Consider the following 16,812-nt stretch of genomic DNA (forward strand, 5'->3'; position numbering starts at 1 on the left):
TCAAGCCGTCAATGCGCCGGCGCGATACGTGTTCCTGCCATCCTGCTTGGCCTTGTACAGCAGCACGTCGGCCCGCTGCAGCAGCACGGCGGGCGAAATGTCTTCGTCGCGGTAGAAGGCCAGGCCGATGCTGGCGGAAATGCGCACGGTGATGCCATCGAGTTCGAACGGCTGCTGCATGGCGGCGACGATTTTTTCGGCCAGCACGGCCGCGTCGTCGGGCCGGGTGATCTGTTCCATGATGATGGTGAATTCGTCGCCGCCCAGGCGGGCGATGATGTCGGTGGCGCGCATGGTTTGCGTCAGGCGCTGGGCGAAGGCGCGCAGCAGCGCGTCGCCGGTGCCGTGGCCGTGCGTGTCGTTGACGGGCTTGAAGCGGTCGATATCCATGTACATGACGGCCATCAGGTGCTGCTGCTGGCGGCTCGCGTGCATGGCGTCGCTGAGTTTTTGCTGGAAGCCGGCGCGGTTCGACAGGCCCGTGAGCGCATCGACCTGGGCCAGCTTCAGCAGGCGCTGTTTCTCGCGCTTCTGCACGGTGATATCCTGGCGCATCACGTGAAAGCCCACCACCTGCAGCTTGTCTTCGCCGATCTGCGGGATGTAGATCACTTCCAGGCAGCGCTCGATGCCTTCCTTCTCGTCTTCTTCCTCGAAGCTCAAGGTTTCGCCGGCCAGCACTCTTTCGATATACGGCGCCACCGTGCGGTAGCGCGCCTCGCCCACCGTGTCGCGCACGCTCTTGCCCAGCGCCTGGCGGCCCGTCAGGCCGAATTCGCGTTCATAGGCGATGTTCAGGAAGCGGTAGACCTGGTCGGCGTCGATGTACGCGATCATGGCCGGCAAGGTGTCGGCGATGGTGCGCAGGCGCGCTTCGCTTTCCAGCAGCGCCACTTCCGATTCGCGCAAGGTGGTGATGTCGTCCAGGGTCCCCACGTAGCCTTCAATCTTGCCGTCGATGAGGATGGGGGCAATTTTGACGGAGACCCATACCAGCCTGCCGTCGCGCTGCAGGTAGCGCAGGGTCGACTGGAATGGCGCATGGCTGCGCGTGAGCTGCTCCAGCGCCACGTGCATCAGTGGATAGTCGTCCGGATGCAGGGCGCTGGTCCAGCCGGCGCCCAGGGCGGCCGCGCGCGGCAGGCCCGTGATCGATTCGAAGGTGCGGTTGACGTAGGTGCAGCGGCGCTGGCGGTCCAGGCGCACCAGCCCCAGTGGCGAGGCGTCGTTGACGGCGGCCAGCTCGGCCTGTTTCTGGCGCAGTTCCAGTTCCTGCTGGCGGCGCTGCGAGATATCCTCGGCAATGCACAGGATATGTTCGATTTGCTGGCGCTCGTCGAACACGGGCACGGAGACGGCGCGCAGGTAGCGCAGGCTGCCGTCAAGCAGGCGCAATGGCTTTTCCGTATGGTCGATGACGCCGTGCTCGGCCAGGATGGCGCGGTCGTCCTCGGCATCGTGCAGGCCGAAGTCGGGCGGGAAGGCCTGGAAATCGGTCTTGCCGATGACGTCGGCGGCCAGGTGGCCGGTGATGTCCTCGGCCGCCTTGTTCCACACTTCCATCTGGCCGAAATTTTCCGGGCGCGCGCTTTTCACGTAGACGAGCACGGGCAAATGGTCGATCAGCGATTGCAGGAAGCTGCGGTTATCCTGCAGCGCCAGTTCGTCGTGCTTGCGCGCGCTGATGTCGCGCGAAGTGACGGCCACGCCGTCGGCGATCGGCACCACCTGGTGGCGCAGCCAGCGCGTGCCGCCCGAGGCCAGCGGCAGCTCGAATTCATCTTCCAGCGGCTGGCGCGTTTCCATCACCAGCACGAAGCGCTTGAAGAAGCGCTCGCCGCGCAACAGCGGCATCTGCGGCAGCACGCGCTGGCCCAGCAGTTCGGAGCGCGGCTTGCCCAGCATGTCGGCGGCCCGCTCGTTGATGTCGGCAAAGGTGAAGTCTTCCACCGGTTTGCCCGGTGCGGGGCGCCAGGCTTTCAGCAGCAGCACGGCATCGAGGCTGCCCTGGTGCGCCGCGCGCAGCAGCGCCTGCGTTTCCTTGGCCTGGCGGATGCTGCGGCGCAGGCGCGCGCTCTGGCGCATCAGCAGGGTCGTAAAGCCGGCAATGAGCACGCTGGCGGCGAGCAGCGCGCCGATATACACGATGCGGCGGTGTTCGAAGCGCGCCAGGGCGACGGTGCGGCTCACGCCCACCACGGCCAGCAGCGGGTAGCGCGGCAGCTCGTGGTAGCTGTAGATGCGCGACGTCGCGTCGACGGGCGGCTCGATCAGCAGTTCCTCGGCGGCGTGCTGCGGCGGTCCCGGCATGCGAAAGTCGATGCGGTCGCTGAGGATCAATTGCTCGCCGATGCGCCCCACCGTCAGGCCGCTGTCGCGCGCCACCAGCATCAGCGCGCCATGCTCATCGAGGTTCAGGCGGTCGTAGTCGTCGACAAAATACGTGGGGTCGACGAGGATGACGATGGCGCCGGCGAAACGGCCCTGGGCATCGTTCAGGCGGCGCGCCAGGCGGATGGTCCAGCGCTTGCCGTCCGCGTCGAGCATGGGCGTATCGACCAGGGCCGTGTCGGATGCATTGGCGGCCAGCGCCCTGAAAAATGGCTGCGTGGCCAGGTTTTCCGGCAGATAGGCGTGGGCGCTGTCGACCACATTGCCCTGCGCGTCGATGAGGGCGATCGGCAGTTCCAGCTTCGATGGCAGCACGCTGTCGAGCAGGCCCTGGCGGCGCGTGAATTCATTCAGGCGCAGGCTGCCATCCGTCTCCTCGTATTTAAGCTTGAACAGCTGCGTGGCGTGGTCCGTCTGGCGCAGGGTGAAACTGGTATGGTCGGCCAGGGTGCGCGCCAGCGACTGGCTGACGGCCACGGCGTCGCGCACGGCGCTGGCCCGTTCCTGGCCCACCTGGTAAAAGACGGCCGCCCACAGCGCCAGCAGCAAGATGAGCGCGAACAGGGGCACCAGGCTGAGACTGTACAGGCGGCGGGCAAGGCGTTGCAGGGGTCTTGTTATCGCTATCACGGGCGCTTGCAGGCTAGGGTCATGAAAAAGGGAAGGGCGGCGTGGCGCGCATGATAGCCGAAATCGGCTGCCTTGCGCATAAGCCTGTCGCCACCACGCCCATTGTCTGTTCGCGGTCTGTCGCTGGCCTTATTTTGCGTTAAATCAAGTATCTGTGGTGCCGCGCACGCTAAAAAAAGCACGCCGGCGGCGACACGGGCTGGCGGCGTGGCAGAAAAAGTACAATTGCGCCCCCATCCTCATTAAAATGGATGCTTCTACCTCCCATATCGAAAGTTGTCATGCAGAGTAAAAAGCCCGACGCGGCAAGACTGGACAAGATCGTGGCCGAAGCGCGCCGCGCCGCCGACCAGCGCGAGAGCGGCTACCGCGAGCGCTCGCTGAAGATGTATCCGTGGGTATGCGGCCGCTGCATGCGCGAATTCACGCGCGCCAACGTGCAGCAGCTGACCGTGCACCACCGCGACCATAACCACGACAACAATCCGCCCGATGGCAGCAACTGGGAACTGCTGTGTCTGTATTGCCACGACAATGAGCACTCGCGCTACCTGGAAGCGGACCGTGGCGCCGGCCTGCTGTCGGCCGAGGTGGCGCCCGCCACGCACAATCCGTTTGCCGCACTGGCGGGCCTGATCAAGAAAAAGGACTGAGCGGGCCGCGCCGCTTTCCCCATGCGCATCTTGCTGACCGAAGACGACCCGCAGCTGGGCCGCGCCACGCAGATCGGCCTGGAGCAGGGCGGCTACGCCGTCGACTGGGTCACGAGCGCCGAACACGCGCACACGGCCGTGCGCCTGCACGACTATGGCTGCATCCTGCTCGACCTGGGCTTGCCGGGGCAGGACGGCATGCAGGCGCTGGGCGTGCTGCGCGATAACGGCTACAGCGGTGCCGTGCTGGTCGTCACGGCGCGCGACAAGGTAGGCGAACGCATCGCCGGCCTCGACGCGGGCGCCGACGACTTCATCGTCAAACCGTTCGACCTCGACGAGCTGGCCGCGCGCATCCGCAGCGCCTGCCGCCGCGCCGTCGGGCGCCTGCGCGAGCACCTCGTGCACGGCGACCTGGTGCTCGATATCGCGGACCGGCAGGTGACGCAAGGGGGATTGCCCGTGATGCTGACAGTGAAGGAATTTCGCATCCTGCAACTGCTGCTGGAACACGGCGGCCGGGTGCTGAGCCGGGAGCAGCTGGAGAAAAACCTGTACAGCTGGGGCGGCGAGGTGGAAAGCAATGCCGTGCAAGTGCATATCCACCACCTGCGCAAGAAGCTGGGGCGGGACTTGATACGCACCGTGCATGCGATCGGTTATTGCATCGACAAGCCGAAAGCGGCCTGACAAAGAAAACGGGCCGCCCTGTGGCGGCCCGTTGTGCTCTATGGCTGGTCAGCCATCAACTCATCAGAAATCGACGGTGGCCGACAGCCACAGACGGCGTCCGTCCAGGCTGTTGACATAGCGGTTGGCGTAGGTCAATGCCGGTGCGCGGTATGGCTGGTAGTCGATGAAGTCCTTGTTAAGCAGGTTGTACACGGCCGCGTTCAATGTGACGCGCTTGTTCAGCTGATAGCTGCTGCCCAGGTGCAGCATGGTGTAGCCCTTGTAGTCGCCCAGCGCGGCCTTGGCGGCGCGCGTGGAAGCCGAGGTGCCTGGATCGCGGAAGCGCTCGCTGCGGTACTCGGCGCGCAGCCAGCCGTTCCACTCGCGCGAGATATCCCACGACAGGCGCGCATTGACGGCGTGCTTGGGCGTGTCGCTCAGCGGCTTGCCCGCGTTGCTGCCGCTCTTCTGTTCGCTTTCCGTGTACGTGTAGTTGGCGCTGGCCGACAAGGTCTTGCTCAGTGGGAAGCGCGTGTTCAGTTCGACGCCGCGCGTGACGGCTTCATCCACGTTGACGGACTGGCCAAACGCATCGACGTTGGGCCAGTTGCCGAAGCTGACGCAGCCGGGACGGTTCGGCGATGGACGGTAGTCGCAATTGACGAGGCCCGTGCCCGTCGTGATCTTGTCCTTGAATTCGTTGTTGAACAGGGAGCCGCTGGCCGTCCAGCCGGCCAAGTTGTCGAAGTAGGCGCCGATTTCCGTGGTCGTGCTCGTTTCCGGCTTCAAGTCCGGGCTGCCGACGAGGGGGATCGTGCCCTGGCCGCCAAAACCGTTGATGCCTGGCGACAGTTGCTCCACGCGCGGCGTCTTGTAACCCTTGCTGACGCCGCCCTTGACGGTCCAGCTCGGTGTCGCGTTCCACACGGCATAGGCGCGGGGGCTGGTCTGGCCGCCGAAGATGCTGTGATCGTCATAACGGGCGCCGAAGGTCAGCGCGACGTTCTCCAGCACTTGCCATTCGTCTTCCACGAACAGGGCTTTTTGCGTGAATTCGAATTTCTTTGGCGCCACGCCGTCCGTCATTTCCGCCTTCCACCATTGCGCGCCGACGGTCGCCATGTGCTTACCCAATGGCATGACCAGCTTGGTGTCGAACACCTGGCTTTCCACTTCCAGCGTGCGTGCGCTGCCGGCCACGGCGCCGGGCGTGCCTGGCGGGATCGTGCGGCCCAAGGTCTCCGTCTTGTTCACCATATAGCTGCTGTCCAGGGTGCCGAAGCCGAAGCGGCCCGTGTGCGACAGGGTCCACTGGTCGCGCTTGTATTTCTGTTCCGGGCCGTAGCCGCCTTGCACGCTCTTGGTGCCGAGCTGGCCGTTCGAATTGTCATAGGTCTGGCGGCCCGCGTCCGCGTCGAGGATGACGGTGTGGTAGCGGTTTGGCGTAACGGCCAGGCGCGCGCCAAAGTTGTCAATGTCCGCGCGCACGGGATTGGCGCCCATGCTGGCGGCCGTAGTCCCGCCGGCCGCATTCGGGGAGCGGATATTGGCCGCGTCGCGGCGCTGCTTGCTGCCGCGCAGGGACAGGCCCAGCAGGTCGGTGGCGATGGGGCCGCTCAGGTAGAAGCGGCCGCTTTTCACGTCGCCGAAGTCCGATTCCTGCTGCGCGGTGTAATCGGCCGAGACGGAGCCCATCCACTGCTTGCCCACCTTGCGCGTGATGATGTTGATCACGCCGCCCATGGCGTCCGAGCCGTACAGGGTCGACATGGGGCCGCGGATGATCTCGATGCGCTCGATGGCGGCCAGCGGCGGCATGAAGCTCGTCTGCGTGCCGCCGAAGCCGTTTGGCGTGACATTGCCGGCCGCGTTCTGGCGGCGACCGTCGATCAGTACCAGGGTGTAGTCGCTGGGCATGCCGCGGATGCTGATGTTCATGCCGCCCGTCTTGTCGCCCGCTGCGCCCACGTCGATGCCTTCCACGCTTTCCAGCGCCTGCGTCAGGTTGCCGAAGCGTTCTTTCGACAGTTCCTGGCGCGTCAGCACCGTGATCGAGGCGGGCGCCTGCTTGATGTCCTGCTCGAAACCGGAGGCGGAAACGACCACTTCCGGCATGCTGGCAGGCGCGCCCGTCTGGGCGTGCGCCGGCAGGCAGGACAGGGCGGCCAAGGCCAGGGCCAGGGTGGTGGGACGCGGCAGGCGCGCGCGGCGGGTGCTGTTGGACATGCAAACTCCTGATGGTGGATGTGTTATTGGTTTTTGTTGCCGGTGCAAGATAATGGGAATCATTGATGCAATAAGAATCATTTACAATTGCGGTCATGGCTACCCAAAAAATATGTCGCTCCGGATCTTGCGCAGAAGTTCTTAAGAGATTCTTAACAGCTGGCGGCGGCGTGAAAACCTGGTCCTTGCGGCGTACCCTGCTGGCCGTGCTGCTGGGCCTGACCCTGGCCTTGTGGGTGGGCAGCGCCGCCATCGTGTACGTGGAGGCGCGCCGCGAAAGCCAGGAATTGTTCGACCAGTCGCTGATCGAGACGGGCCATCTGCTGCTGTCGCTGGTGGAAAAGGATGCGCGCCAACATGGCTTGACGGGGCCCATCGACGTGCCCCTGCGCGGCCATCCGAATCCGCACCAGTATTTGCTGTTCAAGGTGCGCGACGCGCAGCAGCGCGTGCTATACCGCAATGATGCGGCGTCCGACATCGCCCTGTCGCGCAGCGCGCCGGACGGCCTGTCGTGGACCAGCATAGCCGGCCAGCGCTGGCGTCTGTTTTCGCTGTGGGACCCGCAGCGCACTTTGCAACTGCTGGTGGCCGAGCCGACCAGCCACCGCGACGACATCAGCCGCGGCTTCTTTTACCGCATCGCGCTGTTCGGCCTGCTGCTGGTGGCGCTGGCCACCATCGCCATCTGGTGGAGCATCCACCGCGTGTTTCGCGTGCTGCAGGCGTCGGCCGATGAAGTGTCGGCGCGCACGCCCGATGAACTGGCCGACGTCAGGCTGGCGGGCGCGCCCGCCGAGCTGCATCCACTGCTGCTGGAAATAAACCGCCTGTTCGGCAGGGTGCGGCAAAGCCGCGACAACGAGCAGCGCTTCACGGCCGATGCGGCGCACGAACTGCGCACGCCGCTGGCCGCCATCAAGACCAATCTGCAAGTGCTGCAGCGGGCCCGCAGCGCGGACGAACGCGCGGAATTCATCGCCGCCCTGGGCGCCAGCGTGGAGCGCGCCACGCGCCTCGTCAACCAGTTGCTGGCGCTGGCGCAGCTCGATCCGCAGTCGCAGGCGGAGACAGGGCTGGCGCCGGGCGACCTGGCGCACTTGCTGGCGCAGCAGGCCGCACAGTGGCAGGCGCTGGCCGCGTCTTACCGACTGTCGCTGAGCGTAAACATGGCGCCGGCGCCGTGGGCACTGCACGCGGACAGCCTGCAGATGCTGCTGCGTAACCTGGTCGAGAATGCGCTGCGCTACACGCCGGCGCCGGGTTCTGTGGTCGTCAGTTGTGGCGTGGAGAATGGGCGCAGCCATGTGCGCGTGGCCGATACGGGCCCCGGCATCGCCGAGGAGTGGCACGAGCGCGTGTTCGAACGCTTCGTGCGTCTGGGTGGCGCACAGCTGCCCGGCAGCGGCCTGGGACTGTCCATCGTGCGCCGCATCGCCGAGCGGCATGGGGCGCACATCGTGCTGGGTGCCGGCTTGCAGGGCAGGGGGCTGGCGGTGACCGTCATGTTTCCATGACGGCCCCGCCAGGGCAAGGTGCTTAGACCGACTTTATAGCGACTTGAGGAAAGCCAGCAGCGCGTCGCGGTCCGTCTTCGACAGGTTCTCGAAACGCTGGCGCGCCTTGGTCCCTTCTCCGCCGTGCCACAGGATCGCTTCCGTCAGGCTGCGCGCGCGGCCGTCATGCAGGTAGCCCGCCTTGCCGCCGCCATTGCCCATGACTTTTTCCGTGTAGCCGATGCCCCACAGGGGCGCCGTGCGCCACATGCTGCCTTGCGCCTGGCCTTCCGTGAAGGTGTCGGCCAGTTCGGGACCCATGTCATGCAGCAGCAAATCGGTGTAGGGACGGATGGTCTGGTTGCGCAGTTCCGCAAACAGATGTCCCGCACCCGTCTTCATTTCCACCGTGTGGCAGGCGGCGCAGCGCATGCCCTGGAACAGTTTCGAGCCGGCGGCAACCTGCTGCGGGTCGACCTTGAGTTCCTCGATCGGCGCCACGCCTTTCGGGAAACCGCTGGCGATGCTGCGCTGGGCCGGCACGGCGACCAGGGCCAGGTATTGCGTGATCGACTGCAGATCCGCTTCCGAGATGCCCGGCTGGGCGCCGCCCGCCGCGCAGGCCACCGGCCCGGCCATGCAGGCGCGGTTGCGGTACACGGACGATGTGACGGCCATGTCCAGCAGCAGCGCGTCGGCGGCCTGGTGGCGCAGGGTGGCTTTCGCGGCCTTCCAGCCGAAGCGGCCCAGGCGCACGGCGCCCGTCTCCGGTTCATACACATAGTTGGGCAGGCCCTTGACGCCGTCGGCATCCGGCGTGCTGCGGGCGCGCGCCAGGATATCGGCTTCCGGCACGGCTTCGAGCAAGCCCGTGCCTATCATCGGCGGCGCCGCGCGCAGCGAGACGACTTGCGGCACGGGGCCTTCGAAGGCCAAGGTCGGTTTGCGCAGTTCGACCTGCGTGCCATCGGCCAGGGTGGTCTTGCGTGTCGTGAAACCGCCCACGCTGACGCTGTTGCCCCAGTTTTGCGGCACGCCGGAAGGCGACACGGCATTCATCTGGATCGCCGTGCCGTACTGCGGGTGCGGCACCTGCTGGCCCGCCGCATTCAGGCTGGCGACGCGCACGGCCATTGTGTCGAGGCGCTGGTTCAGGGCCGCGGGCGCGGGGCTGCGGCCATTGTTGACGTGGCAGGCGATGCACGCGGACTGCCCGTAGCGCTGTCCCTGCAGGCCGACGGCGGGTGCGTAGCGGTCGTTGCCGTCTTCGTTGTGGTCACCCGTGGTGAAGTTGGTGTGCACCAGGCGGCGGCCCTCGACGAAGCGCTGCATGTTCTGCATGCCGATATTGGTGTGCGGCTGCTGGAACATGAACAGGGCGTTGTCCGAGTAGTTATATGACACGGAACCGAGGCCGCCGGACAGCGTTTCTTCCGGCAGCGGCACGCCATTGAGGCGCGGTTGCACGCCGTACCACGGCCGCAGTCCCGCGCCCACCACGTACGTCCATTCGTAGGAGTAGTAGCGGATGCCGCCATCATCACCCTTCGATGCCATCGCGGCGGTGGTCGAGAACATCGATGGCGACACTTCGATGATGTCGCCGGCCGTCAGGGCGCGCGCCTTGACGTCGGTGCCATTCGGCATGCCGTTGGCATCGAGTCCGCCATGGCCCGGGTACTCCTTGATCAGCAAGGTGCAGGCGCCATTGATGCCGTTGGCGTTCGTCAGGCGGTCGTTGGCCGGGTAGGCCGTCGGCTTGCAGACGGGGACGTTGCGGTCCACCAGCTCGCCGGGCGACATCCAGCCGTAGCCCGTCACGCCAGGGCGGTCGAAGCCGCGGAAGAAGGCCACGCCGCCGGACAGGAAATCGACGGTGGTGTATTGGTTGACGATCAAGGTGGGCCTAGTGACGCCGCGGACCTTGCTGTTGTCGATGATTTCCACGCCCCAGGTGCGGTTCTTGAAGTACTGCGGCACGAAAGTCAGGTAATTGCCCGGCCCCTTGTCTTGCGGCAGGCCCGTGACGGGATCGACCGTTTCATTCGGACCGTAGCCGATCTCATTCCATTCCTAGCCCCGCTCGCGGCCATGGCGTGCCAGGCCGCGCGCGCCGAAGCGCGTCACCAGGGTGCCGTCGGCCAGGGTGAATTGCAGGCTTTCCAGCGGCTGCGCGGCGGCGGGCAGCGGCGCCATGCCCGCGCCGTTGGCGGGAAATTTCAGCGCCGACGTCGCGGTCGACGACAGGCTGTTGTCGCTGCCGGGCGTCTTGAAGCTCACTTCCAGCAGCGAGTAGCCATACTGCGTGGCGCGCGCCACGCCCTGCAGGCGGATGTAGCGGGCATGGATGCCCAGGTTGAAGAATTCCTCCGTGCCGCCGCGGCCATTGCTCACGTAGCGGATTTGCGACCAGTTTTGCCCGTCGTCGGACACTTGCAGCGCGTACTGCTTGCCGTACGCGTTTTCCCACAGCAGTTTCATGTAGCCGACGGGCGTCTTGACGCCGAAGTCGAACTGGATCCAGGCGCCGTCCTCGAACTTGCTGGCCCAGCGCGTGCCCGTCTTGCCATCGATCGCCATGGCGGCCGACATGCCGTTGTTTTCCACGGGCGAGGACGTGGCGGCCACGGGCGAAATGGCCACGCCGGGTTGGCCCGGATCGATGGTGACCGGGGGCGGTTCGGTGACGGGCGGCGTCACGGGCGGCAGTACGGGTGTGCCCGAAAATGCCTGGATTTCAAAGATGGAGTAACCGTACTGGCCCGCGCGCTTGACGCCCTGCATGCGCAGGTAGCGGCCCTGCGCCGTCAACCCCGTGATGTCTTCGATGCCGCCGTGGCTGTCGTCGACGCGCTGGACGGTGGTCCAGTGCGTATTGTCGTCCGATACCTGCAGCAGGTAGGCGCTGGCGTGCGCGTTTTCCCAGGCGATATGCACGCGCGTGATGGTTTGCGTGCTGCCGAAATCGAGCGTCAGGTATTCATTGTCGGAAAAGGCGCTGCCCCAGCGCGTGCCGTCGTTGCGGTCGATCGCGGCGCCGGCCGACAGGTCGCCCCGTTCCGCCGAACTGGCCGTGGCGGCGACTGGCGTCAGCGCCGTTTCGGCCGATGTCTGCGCCAGCAGGTGCTGCGCCATGGCGGGCGTGGCCGGATTGTCGCCGCCACCGCCACCGCCGCCGCATGCCGCCAGCAGCAGGGCCACGGCCAGCGGCAAGCGCCGCCTGGAAAAGTGGATAAGGCCGGCCTGGTGCCGCCGGGGCCGATGCAGGGATATGTGCATGCTATCTTCCTTGTTTTTATTGATGATGCAAGATTGGACTGGCTATCTCCGCATCCCCGCCGATGTGTTGCGCATGCTGCAGCGTCACGGCGGCGCCTTGCGGCCAGGGGACGGCAAGGAGGAGCATGACGGGCAAAGATAGGGGAGTATTTTAATTTCCGTATGGCAATATTTCATTAAGTTATAGAAGCGCATGAGGCATGTCAAGAGATCTCGTGCGCTTGTCATTCACTGTGCATGTCACCGGGATTTTTTGCACTGTGCTGGTGCGCAAAGTGAGTGAAAATGTGCGATAGCATGAATAAAATTCAGGAAAAAATGCGTGGCGCGCGACGGGAATGCGGTATCTTCCTGAAATGCCTGCCGCCGACGCGTCCCATTTTTTTGAGGAAGAACTGACCTTGCCGATTTCACCCGCCGCACCGATACCCGCACCGCTCTCCCTGGCCGCCGCGCGCGCCTTGCACCTGGCCGCGCAGGGCTTGCTGCAGGCGCGGCGTAAAAAGGCCGTCAAGGCCGACGTGCTGGCCGCCATCCGCCAGATGGGCGTGCTGCAGATCGACACCATCCACGTGGTCGCGCGCAGCCCGTACCTGGTGCTGTGGAGCCGGCTGGGCGACTATCCGCAGCCGTGGCTCGAGCAATTGCTGGCCGAGGGTGCGCTGTTCGAATACTGGGCGCATGAAGCGTGCTTCGTGCCCATCGAAGACTATGGCTTGTACCGCCACCGCATGCTGGACCCGGCCGCCATGGGCTGGAAGTATTCCGTCAAATGGATGGCCGAGCAGGGCGACGCCGTCGCTTCGGTGCTCGAACATATCCGCGCCAACGGCGCCGCGCGCTCGGCGGACTTTGAACGCACGGATGGCAAGGCAGGCGGCTGGTGGAGCTGGAAGCCGGAAAAGCGCTCGCTCGAAGTGCTGTTCACGTCGGGCGTGCTGATGATCGCCAAGCGCCATCAGTTCCAGCGTTATTACGACCTGGCCGAACGTGTTTTGCCGGGCTGGCACGACGGCTTGCTGCCGACCGAAGAACAGGTGCGCCGGCGCCTGCTGCTGGCCAGCGTGAAGGCGCTGGGCCTGGCGCGGGCCAGCTGGATCAGCGACTACTTCCGCACGAAACAGCCACGCGCCAGCCTGGCGCACGATCTGCAGGCGCTGGTGGACGAGGGCGCGCTGCTGCGCTGTACGGTCGACGGCTGGATGGACGCCGTATACGTGCATGCCGAGCATGGGGAGTTGCTGCGCGACGCGGCCGCCGGCAAGCTGGCGTCCACCCTGACGACGATTTTATCTCCGTTCGACCCCGTCGTCTGGGACCGGCGCCGCGCGCTGGAACTGTTCGGCTTTGACTACCGGCTCGAATGCTACACGCCCGCTGAAAAACGCCGCTACGGCTACTTCACCTTGCCGATCTTGCGGCGCGGCGCGCTCGTGGGACGGCTGGACGCCAAGGCGCACCGCGCGCAGGGGCGCTTCGAGATCAAGTCGCTGGCGCTGGAAGACGGCGTGCGCGTCAGTCCTCGCCTGGTGCAGGACGTGGCCGGCGCCGTGCGGCGCCTGGCGCTGTGGCATGCCTGCCCGCAGGTCGAGATAGCCCAGGCGCAGCCGGCCGCTTTTGGCGCGCTGCTGGCCGAGGCGCTGCACGACGGCGGCGCCGCAAGGCAGGCCGCATGATGCTGCCGCCGGCTCCCTCCCATCTGCTCGGCGCCGACGGCCAGCCATGTTTTGGCCGCTACACGGGCCAGCTGGACGCTTTCGACTGGGCCGCGCTGGCGCCGCCGCACGCGCGCGGCGCCCTCTGGCGCTTGTTCCACCACAAGCGCTGGCATTACGTGGCCCTGTCGACACCGGCCGTATTTTGCGGCGTGGCCATCGTCGACCTGGGCTGGACCGGCACGGCGTTCGCGTATGCCTTCGACCGCCACAAGGGCAAGATCGTGGCGACCTTTTCGCAGGATGGCATCCCCGGCTTGTGCGCGTCGGTTGCGCCGCATGCGGGCGCCAGCAGCCGTTTCCGTTTTTTGTCGCAAACAATCAGCATCGAAGCGCAGCCGCAGCAGCGCTACCGTTTGCGGCTCGATTGCGGCCATTTCGGCATCGATGCGGAATGGGGCCCGCCCGTGGCGCCCACCTTGCTGGCCATCGGCCCCGTGGGCGAGGGCGGCAGCGTGCATGCGACGCAAAAGTCGGGCGGCTTGCCCTTGTGGGGCACCGTGCGCTGCGGCGCCGTCGGCTACAGTTTGGACGACGGCGTTGCCAGCTTCGATTATTCGAACGGGCTGCTGGCGCGCGAGACGGAATGGCGCTGGGCTTCGGCGCACAGCCTGGACCTGGGCTTCAATCTGCAGGCCGGCTATTTCGGCGCGCATGAAAACGCGCTGTGGCTCGATGGCCAGCTGTATGCGCTGGGCCGCGCGCATTTCGACTTCAATCCCGACAATCCGCTGGCGCCGTGGCATGTGTGGACGGACGACGATCTGCTGGACCTGCACTTCAAGCCGGAAGGCGCGCGGCGCGAAGACAAAAACCTGTGGATCGCCGCCAGCCGCTACATCCAGCCTATCGGCACGTTCAGCGGCTGGGTGCGCACCAGCGCGGATTCCCCGAAGCGCATCGTGGCGCAGCTGGCGGGGGTCACGGAAAGCCACCGCTCGCGCTGGTGAGCATGCTTTTTCGCGAAACACATCGCAAGGTCAAATTTATTTGCCTGCGCATCCTTTACACTGGCGCACAGTCGCTCCGGCAAACCATGAGGCCAGAACATGAGTATCCGTAATCTCGACAAGCTGTTCAAGCCGGCCTCGGTGGCCCTGATCGGCGCCACGGCGCGCGAGCGCAAGCTGGGCGCCATCGCCCTGTACAACCTGCTGGGCGGCGGCTACCAAGGGGAAATCTGGCCCGTCAATCCCAAGTACGACGAGCTGATGGGCCTGAAATGCTACCGCAAGCTGGCGCACTTGCCCAAGGCGCCGGACCTGGCCATCATCTGCACGCCGCCCGCCACCATCACGGCGCTGATCCGCGAACTGGGCGCGCTGGGCACGCGCGCGGCCATCGTCATGACGTCGGGCCTCGATCCCGTACGCGAGCAGTCGCTGCGCCTGGCCATGCTGAAGGCGGCCAAGCCGCATCTGCTGCGTATCCTGGGGCCCAACAGCATGGGGCTGCTCGTGCCGAAACTGGGCTTGAACGCCAGCTTCGCCCATGTCGGCGCGACGAGCGGCAAGATCGCCTTCGTGTCGCAATCGGGCGCGCTGGTGTCGGGCGTGCTCGACTGGGCCAACGCGCACGGCGTGGGGTTTTCCAAGTTCATTTCGCTGGGCGCCAGCTACGACATCGATTTCGGCGACTTGCTCGATTACCTGGCCGGCGACATCGACACGGCCGCCATCCTGCTGTACATGGAAGACATCCAGGCGGCGCGTAAATTCATGTCGGCGGCGCGGGCGGCCGCGCGCAGCAAGCCCGTCATCGTTTTGAAAGCGGGGCGCGAGGCGGAAGGCGCGGCCATGGCGGCCTGGCACACGGGCGCGCTGGCCGGTTCCGACGCCGTCTACGACGCCGCCATCCGCCGCGCCGGCATGCTGCGCGTGTACTCGGCCGAAGAGCTGTTCGACGCCGTGGAAACCTTGACGCATATCCGCTCGCAGCGCGGCGAACGCCTGGCGATCCTGTGCAACGGCGGCGGCCTGGGCGTGATGGCGACCGACGCGCTGGTGGGCAGCGGCGGCAAGCTGGCCGAGCTGTCGCCCGATACCGTGATCGCGCTGGAAAAGGCGTTGCCACGGGGCTGGTCGCACGACAACCCCGTCGGCTTGCCCGGCGACGCGGCCGTGCAGCGCTATGCCGACGCCATCAAGCCGCTGCTCGACGAGCCGCAGGCGGACGCCTTGCTGCTGCTGCACGCGCCCACGGCCATGGTCTCGTCGATCGACATCGCCGAAGCCGTCACGCCGCTGATCAAGGCCACTTCGCGCACGGTGCTGTCATGCCTGCTGGGCGGCACCACCGTGGCGCCCGCGCGCCAGGTCTTCAACCGGGCCGGCATTCCCACCTACGACACGCCGGAAAAGGCCGTGCATGGCTTCATGCAGATCGTGCAGTACCGGCGCAACCAGGAAACCCTGATGCAGGTGCCGGCGCAGCTGCCCATGTCGGCCACGCCGCGCCGCGCCAGGGTGCGCGAAATCGTCGCCGCCGCGCTGGCGGCCGGCCAGACGGTGCTCGGCGAATGCCGCTCGAAAGAGATCTTGGCCGCCTACGGCATTCCCGTCGCCACCACGCGCATGGCGGCCGACGTGGAAGAGGCGCTGGCCGTGGCGGCGGACATCGGCTATCCCGTCGCGCTGAAAATCCATTCGCCCGACATCGCCCACAAATCCGACGTGGGCGGCGTGGCGCTCGACCTCGACACGCCCGACATCCTGCGCACGGCCGCCGCCGCCATGCTCAAGCGCGTGCGCCGCATGCGTCCCGACGCCCTGATCGACGGCTTCACGGTGCAGCAGATGGCGCGCCGGCCGCAATCGCATGAATTGATCGTCGGCGTCACGACCGACGCCGCCTTCGGCCCTGTGATATTGGTGGGGCAGGGCGGCATCGCCGTGGAAGTGACGGCCGATCACGCCATCGGCCTGCCGCCCCTGAACATGGTGCTGGCGCGCGACATGCTGGCGCGCACGCGCGTGTCGAAACTGCTGGCCGGCTACCGCAACCAGCCGCCGGCCGACATCGACGCCATCTGCTATACGCTGATCCAGGTGGCCGAACTGGTGGCCGACATCGGCGAGCTGGCCGAACTCGACATCAACCCGCTGGTGGCCGACGCGGACGGCGTGATCGCCCTCGACGCGCGCATCCGCCTGCAGCCCGGGCAAAAGAGCGACCGCCTGGCCATCCGCCCGTATCCGCAGGAGCTGGAAGAGCAGGTGACGTGGATGGACCAGCCGATTCTGCTGCGTCCCATCCGCCCCGAAGACGCGCCGCAGCACATGGAGCTGTTCCACGCGCTGGACCCGGACGACGTGCGCCTGCGCTTTTTCACCTCCATGCGCGAGCTGCCCGTATCGCAGCTGGCGCGCCTGACGCAGATCGACTACGACCGCGCCATGGCTTTTATTGCCACACACACGGGGCCGGACGGCAAGCCGGAAACCCTGGGCGTGGTGCGCGCCGTGGCCGACCCGGACAATATCCACGCCGATTTCGCCATCGCCGTGCGCTCGGCCCTGAAAGGCAAGGGACTGGGCCACATCCTGTTCGAGAAGCTCGTCGATTATTTCCGCAGCCGCGGCACGGAAGCGCTCGTGGGCGAGGCCATGGCGCGCAACAAGGGCATGCAGCGGCTGGTGAAAAGCTTTGGCGGCGAAGTCACGCCGTCGGAAGAGCCTGGCGTCGTCAACCTGCATATCGGCCTGCGCGCGCCGTAAAAGAAAGCGCGCCTGGCCCGCCGCGGGTTTGTGC

The 16,812-nt window shown here is 66.2% G+C and carries 10 protein-coding genes; 6 read left to right on the plus strand and 4 right to left on the minus strand.

Annotated elements, in window-relative coordinates; translation table 11 throughout:
* The gene (locus ASN89_RS05330; RefSeq protein ID WP_235501863.1) at positions 1-3,021 is read right to left on the minus strand and encodes a PAS domain-containing protein; all 3,021 of its coding nucleotides are present in this window, start codon (positions 3,019-3,021) and stop codon (positions 1-3) included.
* A gap of 281 nt (positions 3,022-3,302) precedes the next feature.
* On the opposite strand from ASN89_RS05330, the gene ASN89_RS05335 reads away from it, so the two are divergent.
* Positions 3,303-3,674, plus strand: coding sequence for a YajD family HNH nuclease (locus ASN89_RS05335; RefSeq protein ID WP_034755042.1), 372 nt, complete (start codon positions 3,303-3,305; stop codon positions 3,672-3,674).
* Between the two features lie 21 nt (positions 3,675-3,695).
* Complete coding sequence (locus ASN89_RS05340) at positions 3,696-4,364, plus strand: response regulator (protein ID WP_058048520.1); 669 nt, start codon at positions 3,696-3,698, stop codon at positions 4,362-4,364.
* Between the two features lie 63 nt (positions 4,365-4,427).
* On the opposite strand, the gene ASN89_RS05345 is transcribed toward ASN89_RS05340, so the two are convergent.
* Positions 4,428-6,572, minus strand: a complete 2,145-nt coding sequence (locus ASN89_RS05345; protein WP_058048521.1) for a TonB-dependent receptor domain-containing protein — start codon at positions 6,570-6,572, stop codon at positions 4,428-4,430.
* Between the two features lie 170 nt (positions 6,573-6,742).
* Between ASN89_RS05345 and ASN89_RS29660 the strand changes: the two genes are divergently transcribed.
* Entirely contained in the window at positions 6,743-8,089 is a 1,347-nt protein-coding gene (locus ASN89_RS29660; protein WP_268766376.1) for an ATP-binding protein, read from the plus strand.
* 33 nt (positions 8,090-8,122) lie between these two features.
* Here ASN89_RS29660 and ASN89_RS29760 read toward each other — a convergent pair whose 3' ends face one another.
* Positions 8,123-10,048: a di-heme oxidoredictase family protein gene (locus ASN89_RS29760; protein ID WP_321166315.1), complete on the minus strand. Its 1,926-nt coding sequence runs from the start codon at positions 10,046-10,048 to the stop codon at positions 8,123-8,125.
* A 93-nt stretch (positions 10,049-10,141) separates the two neighbouring features.
* A complete protein-coding gene (locus tag ASN89_RS29765; RefSeq protein WP_321166316.1) occupies positions 10,142-11,347 on the minus strand; it encodes a discoidin domain-containing protein in 1,206 nt (401 codons plus the stop codon).
* Between the two features lie 338 nt (positions 11,348-11,685).
* Between ASN89_RS29765 and ASN89_RS05360 the strand changes: the two genes are divergently transcribed.
* The 3 genes from ASN89_RS05360 to ASN89_RS05370 all read left to right on the plus strand — a co-directional run bounded on the left by ASN89_RS05360 (position 11,686) and on the right by ASN89_RS05370 (position 16,778).
* On the plus strand, positions 11,686-13,023 hold the full coding sequence (locus ASN89_RS05360) for a winged helix-turn-helix domain-containing protein (RefSeq protein ID WP_235501865.1): 1,338 nt from the start codon (positions 11,686-11,688) through the stop codon (positions 13,021-13,023).
* Positions 13,020-14,012 carry a DUF2804 domain-containing protein gene (locus ASN89_RS05365; RefSeq protein WP_058048523.1) on the plus strand — a complete coding sequence of 331 codons (993 nt, stop codon included), beginning with the start codon at positions 13,020-13,022 and terminating at the stop codon, positions 14,010-14,012. Before ASN89_RS05360 ends, ASN89_RS05365 begins: the two co-directional genes overlap by 4 nt.
* 99 nt (positions 14,013-14,111) lie before the next feature.
* Positions 14,112-16,778 carry a bifunctional acetate--CoA ligase family protein/GNAT family N-acetyltransferase gene (locus ASN89_RS05370; RefSeq protein ID WP_058048524.1) on the plus strand — a complete coding sequence of 889 codons (2,667 nt, stop codon included), beginning with the start codon at positions 14,112-14,114 and terminating at the stop codon, positions 16,776-16,778.
* Positions 16,779-16,812 lie beyond the last annotated feature (34 nt).

The organism is Janthinobacterium sp. Ant5-2-1 (assembly GCF_001445815.1).
Taxonomy (GTDB): domain Bacteria; phylum Pseudomonadota; class Gammaproteobacteria; order Burkholderiales; family Burkholderiaceae_D; genus Janthinobacterium; species Janthinobacterium lividum_E.

Coding starts and splice junctions, on each gene's coding strand:
- ASN89_RS05335 (WP_034755042.1), top strand. CDS start 3,303: ATGCAGAGTAAAAAGCCCGACGCGGCAAGACTGGACAAGATCGTGGCC.
- ASN89_RS05340 (WP_058048520.1), top strand. CDS start 3,696: ATGCGCATCTTGCTGACCGAAGACGACCCGCAGCTGGGCCGCGCCACG.
- ASN89_RS05345 (WP_058048521.1), bottom strand. CDS start 6,572: ATGTCCAACAGCACCCGCCGCGCGCGCCTGCCGCGTCCCACCACCCTG.
- ASN89_RS29765 (WP_321166316.1), bottom strand. CDS start 11,347: ATGCACATATCCCTGCATCGGCCCCGGCGGCACCAGGCCGGCCTTATC.
- ASN89_RS05360 (WP_235501865.1), top strand. CDS start 11,686: ATGCGGTATCTTCCTGAAATGCCTGCCGCCGACGCGTCCCATTTTTTT.
- ASN89_RS05365 (WP_058048523.1), top strand. CDS start 13,020: ATGATGCTGCCGCCGGCTCCCTCCCATCTGCTCGGCGCCGACGGCCAG.
- ASN89_RS05370 (WP_058048524.1), top strand. CDS start 14,112: ATGAGTATCCGTAATCTCGACAAGCTGTTCAAGCCGGCCTCGGTGGCC.